9 protein-coding genes are annotated in these 4,589 nt (G+C 41.2%); 8 read left to right on the top strand and 1 reads right to left on the bottom strand.

Translation table 11 applies throughout. The features are described from left to right. From GQY55_RS31715 to GQY55_RS30455, 4 genes are all read left to right on the top strand, one after another. A partial coding sequence (locus GQY55_RS31715; RefSeq protein ID WP_236575979.1) for a hypothetical protein occupies positions 1-338 on the top strand: 338 nt, incomplete at its 5' end. A 184-nt stretch (positions 339-522) separates the two neighbouring features. Then, the gene (locus GQY55_RS30465; RefSeq protein ID WP_160045678.1) at positions 523-984 is read left to right on the top strand and encodes a Panacea domain-containing protein; all 462 of its coding nucleotides are present in this window, start codon (positions 523-525) and stop codon (positions 982-984) included. Positions 985-986: 2 nt separating this feature from the next. Then, positions 987-1,436, top strand: a complete 450-nt coding sequence (locus GQY55_RS30460; protein WP_160045677.1) for an MAG6450 family protein — start codon at positions 987-989, stop codon at positions 1,434-1,436. A gap of 138 nt (positions 1,437-1,574) precedes the next feature. After that, entirely contained in the window at positions 1,575-2,156 is a 582-nt protein-coding gene (locus GQY55_RS30455; protein ID WP_160045676.1) for a hypothetical protein, read from the top strand. 223 nt (positions 2,157-2,379) lie between these two features. On the opposite strand, the gene GQY55_RS30450 is transcribed toward GQY55_RS30455, so the two are convergent. After that, positions 2,380-2,568, bottom strand: coding sequence for a hypothetical protein (locus tag GQY55_RS30450; protein WP_160045675.1), 189 nt, complete (start codon positions 2,566-2,568; stop codon positions 2,380-2,382). Between the two features lie 153 nt (positions 2,569-2,721). On the opposite strand from GQY55_RS30450, the gene GQY55_RS30445 reads away from it, so the two are divergent. From GQY55_RS30445 to GQY55_RS30430, 4 genes are all read left to right on the top strand, one after another. Next, entirely contained in the window at positions 2,722-2,946 is a 225-nt protein-coding gene (locus GQY55_RS30445; RefSeq protein WP_160045674.1) for a helix-turn-helix domain-containing protein, read from the top strand. Positions 2,947-3,015: 69 nt separating this feature from the next. After that, a complete protein-coding gene (locus GQY55_RS30440) occupies positions 3,016-3,393 on the top strand; it encodes a hypothetical protein (RefSeq protein ID WP_160045673.1) in 378 nt (125 codons plus the stop codon). A 32-nt stretch (positions 3,394-3,425) separates the two neighbouring features. After that, on the top strand, positions 3,426-3,626 hold the full coding sequence (locus GQY55_RS30435) for a hypothetical protein (protein ID WP_160045672.1): 201 nt from the start codon (positions 3,426-3,428) through the stop codon (positions 3,624-3,626). 141 nt (positions 3,627-3,767) lie between these two features. After that, positions 3,768-4,241 carry a hypothetical protein gene (locus tag GQY55_RS30430; protein ID WP_160045671.1) on the top strand — a complete coding sequence of 158 codons (474 nt, stop codon included), beginning with the start codon at positions 3,768-3,770 and terminating at the stop codon, positions 4,239-4,241. Positions 4,242-4,589 lie beyond the last annotated feature (348 nt).

The raw sequence follows: 4,589 nt of genomic DNA, 5'->3' as shown, positions 1-4,589 counted from the left end.
CTGGTTCACCAATGAAAAATTATGCTGAATTCGCTGACGGTGGTCATGTAACAAGCCCTACAATGGCTTTGATTGGTGAGGGCGGGGACGACGAGTTCGTTATTCCGATCAACAATTCCAAGCGGTCCAGGGGCCTGTATGCGGCAGCCGGCGAAGCATTGGGGATGGAATCAGGCGGCGGCACCTGGGCACCTGTCTTTAATATGCCTATCACAATTCATGGAAATGCTGATGCTAAAGTGGTTGCGGGTGCCGTCAAGGATGCTCAGAGGGAATGGGAAAGTCACTTGAGGACGTACGAGCGAACGCAGCGGCGGAGAAGTCTTAGTAAGTATTAGATCATAGAATTAATTTGACCAGTTAAATGCCCTACTGATTTTTAGTAGGGTTTTTGTTTAGTTTGTTCGTTCTAACTTAAGTTAACTATTATGTACATTTTGTTAACAAAAAACACATTTATGTATACAAAAAACCGGGTTTGTGCAATACTAAAGCCAGTTAGTGTAGGAAGGGGACAGAACTATGCGTCCAACCATTCAGGATGTTGCTAACTTCTTTTTGTATCGTTTTCAGTTTGACGAAGGAAGCTCCATCACTCATTTAAAACTCCAGAAATTATGCTATTACGCGCAGGCCTGGCATCTTGCCTTCGAAAAAGAGCCGTTAGTTGACGCTGACTTTCAAGCATGGGTTCACGGGCCAGTAAACCCTTGGTTATACAGTCAGTACAGAGATCGTCAATGGCAATCAATTGAACCTATTCCCCAGTTTGGCAAAGAGAATTTTACGGAAGATCAGGTAGATCTTCTGGAGGAAGTTTGGAAAACCTACGGGAAATACGATGGACGTTATCTCGAGGAACTTACTCATCAAGAAGAGCCATGGTTGGAAGCTAGGGAAGGTTATTCGCCTTCTCAACGTTGCGAAGTTGTTATCTCCAATGAAACCATGGAAAGATTTTATTCGGAGTTCCTTAAGAGCTAAAGATGGCTAAAAGTAAATACCAGCAGGCTATGAACAAACATAGCAAAAGCGGTGAGAAGGGCCATGGACTTATTCCCAGTGCGGTCACCGAACTTAAACGGAGTACTGAAGACCAGACTCCGTTGTTTTCTTTTGAGCACTTATGCGAAAATAACTTCTACTTGCACAACTTGGGGAAGCAAGAATTGAAGGAATTACACAATTTTTTGAAAAAGTCGTCCAAAATGACATGGAAACAAATCAGAATGTCTGACGGTATCAAGTACAAAACAATACCACGAAGCAGTTTAACTGCTAGAGTGCCAAGTTCGGTGCCTGATGATGCAAGCATTGATGAGATGAGGGTAACTCAGGAACATCGAATATTCGGATTTAAAGTGAATGGGATTTTCAACGTGATTTGGTTCGATCCTACTCACGATGTATGCCCTGAAGGAAAAAAGAGAAGATAATAAAAATTTAAACTATGGTGCGCCACTGGATTAAAACAGAGGCGCTCCATTTTTTTTGAGCACTTATAAACTTGACGGTTGGAAAGCAGTAACTGATACTGGAGAAAAGATGAAATTTTACTGTTTAGGAGGGGAAGTATGGAAGAAGAGTTGGTAAAAGCAGGTATTGAGCTAGGAAGCAGCATTGCTAAAAGCAGCGTACAGTCGATTATGGCCAAAATAAAGACAGCAAAGGCATCAGGTGATAAAGACAAGACCATTAGTAACCTTGAGGAAATCATAAACGAGCTGATATCCGACAGAAATCGGCTTGTTCAACTAGCGCAATCTTATGAAGAAGAATTGATAACGCAAAGGATTTCAGACAAAGATATTGATTATATTACAATGAATATTATTCCACTAATTGAAAGTTTAGCGGAGCAAAATGTTGGGGATGATGCTCAAAAAACAAAAGAAGCCATAAATCTCTTTAAGCCTATTTTATCCAAAGAATTATTTAATATTGCTCAGCTTTTAGGATTTAATTTTAAGCAGGCAATAGGAGAACCACTAACTAAGTTGGTGAACTCAGCCATACAGTCCAAAATGCCCATTCCTGATGGGCTAAATGCTACACTACAATTAACCGTCATGCAAAGAGACGTAGAGTTTTTTAAAATCATGCAAGATGAAGAGGCTTATCAACGTTATTTAATTGCAACCGGTAAAGCTGAATAATTACTTAGAAAAAGCACCATCCATGGGTGCTTTTTTATTTATGGATTAGATTCACTTAAGATCGCTAAAAGTAAGTACCAGCAGGGTAAACGGTTGTTGTTGGACGAATGTTAAATGAGACGACGTTGTCCCTTTTCGGAATAGTTCCCAGAATAAAAGCCGGTATAGAGGGGTGGGGGAAAGATCGGGTATCACGGGGGAAATATCCCATCGACCCCTACGTTTAGCGCAGTAAATCGATCATGCCGGCGATCCACTGCCACGATAACGCCAGGCCAACACTGAGCAAAAAGATTCGGCCAAACCTTCGTGCAGCCATGGCGCCGAGCGGATCCCCTCCGTTTTTGCAGCGTGCCTCGATCATAGCCGTGACAATATAAGTGCTTACGATAATCCCATATGTGGCCATCATTAACACCCTCCTTGCCGAATGTTCCGTCGATTGTTCGGCGGTATGTTAAAGAGAATACGTTAGCCTGTTTGTACAATATTACAAGTATCGATAAAGATTAGGTTTTGAAAATTGCTAGACTCGTCCATACTGTCTTATGTGGAGGTGTGGAAAATGTCTGGATTGGGAAAAAAACGTTCCCCTTTCGGGGAGTTTTTAGACAAACATAAGATAAAACAAGAAGAGGTCGTTAAACTGACGAATCTGAGTCGGAATACAATTTCGGATATATGCAGCGATCCTAATTATAAGGTGCGGAGAAGCACTGTAACCTTGCTGTTGATGGCGGCTAAGCAATTAACGGGAAAAGATGTTTCGAAAAATGACTTTTGGGGATGAACTATCATCGAACTATTAAACAAATCAATAAATTATGACGAAGAATATAAAGAGGGGGGATTCGAAAAAATGGCTAATATTCATGAATTAGTAAGTAAGTATCGTTATGATAAAAAACTAAGAAAATACAGTGACCGGCATGAAGCTGATTCCTTCTTTTTTTCGAGTATAAACGATAAGAAGGATATCCAGTTGGCCGAGGCAAATGTGAGAGGCCGATTAAACACTTATTCCAAGATATATCCATTGGTCAATGATGACATTGAAGATCTCGGAAAGGCTATGGCGAGATATGAGACAGCCGTAAGGAAAGCTATTCAGTGTTACGATTTATCAGATGGAAGGTTTGCTTATAGTACTGAGGAACTTCAGGGGCTAATCAATAGTGTGTTTGAATATCAAGAAAAAGTTGAGCAGGTCATGTGGAGAAAAGCAGTTCAGGATTAGGCAATACATTAGTACCACGGGGGTTTAATAAAATGAATCAAATATGGGATTCAACGGGTCCGATATTAATTGGGGCTATCACGGTAATCATTTTAGGGATTCTGCTCTTTATCATTATTAGATATTCACCTGATGAAGTTGGTGGAACCATTAAGCGTGTAGCTCCATATTTAATTATAATTGCTTTTATAGCTTCGATTTATGTCGCTAGTGGCCAATGGTCATGGAGATAAGTACCCTGAAAGGGTGCTTTTTTTATATTCGGGGGTGTTAATGCAACAGGTAGGGCGGTTTGATATTGGATAACCGAGAAGGTTTTAACTCCCTGACCTCGAATAATGGCGACACACGAATTCAGCGTTGGGGGTTAATTCATGAATATTGGTTTTGATTTAGGTGGTTTCTTTGGTAGCTTTGTAGGTGTACTAGGAGCTTACCGTGTAGCTATGTGGCAAATTCGCAAACAACGAGAGGCGGAAAAGCCGGCAAAGGATCGGAAGGCTTACGTCCTTGCGACCGTTTTGAGACAAGAGTTAAATTCAGCATGGGATTATTTCGATGCAGAGAATTTTCAAATTGGGGAACTATTTCGAAGTGTTATCCAAATGATCCATAAATTGCAGGAGCACTTACCTGAAGCAATTGAATCAGATAAAAGGCTATTTTCACTTATAACTGAGACTTGTGATGGTTTAACAGCAATTAGTGAAAAGTACTCAAGGGAAAAACGAACACATGAAAATTTCATGGCGTATGAAACTGAACTCCTTACTTACGCTGAATTTATGCGCAGTAAATGTGACGACCTGATTAAGGAGATAAAGGAACGCAATAAGAAAGACTTTTGATTGCACTACCAAACGACGTAAAGGCACCATAGGATGTGGGCAAACTAACACTAAGGAGGGATATATCCATGGGAATTTTAGTGTTTATGGCTTGCGCAACCTGGGCTCTGTTCTTCTTTCTTGTGGGGTTCAGCGATCATACAGGGTTCTGGACAATAGAGTTTGGTTTTTCAGGGCTTAGTTATACATCTAAGCATCTGAATTGGGCTGGCTGGTTATGGATCTTCATAAGCCTAGTAGCCGGGATAATCAGAGCAGTCAGGGGTGTTCGTGACAAAAGAAGATGAACGAGGTCACGGGTCCTTCTGGCGGTCGAGGTTGCATGCGGGTGCGGACGACCCCGAAATC

Origin of the sequence: Paenibacillus sp. USDA918EY (genome assembly GCF_009870825.1) — a bacterium.
Taxonomy (GTDB): domain Bacteria; phylum Bacillota; class Bacilli; order Paenibacillales; family Paenibacillaceae; genus Paenibacillus_AQ; species Paenibacillus_AQ albilobatus.
This window is presented reverse-complemented; position numbering and strand designations above follow the sequence as displayed.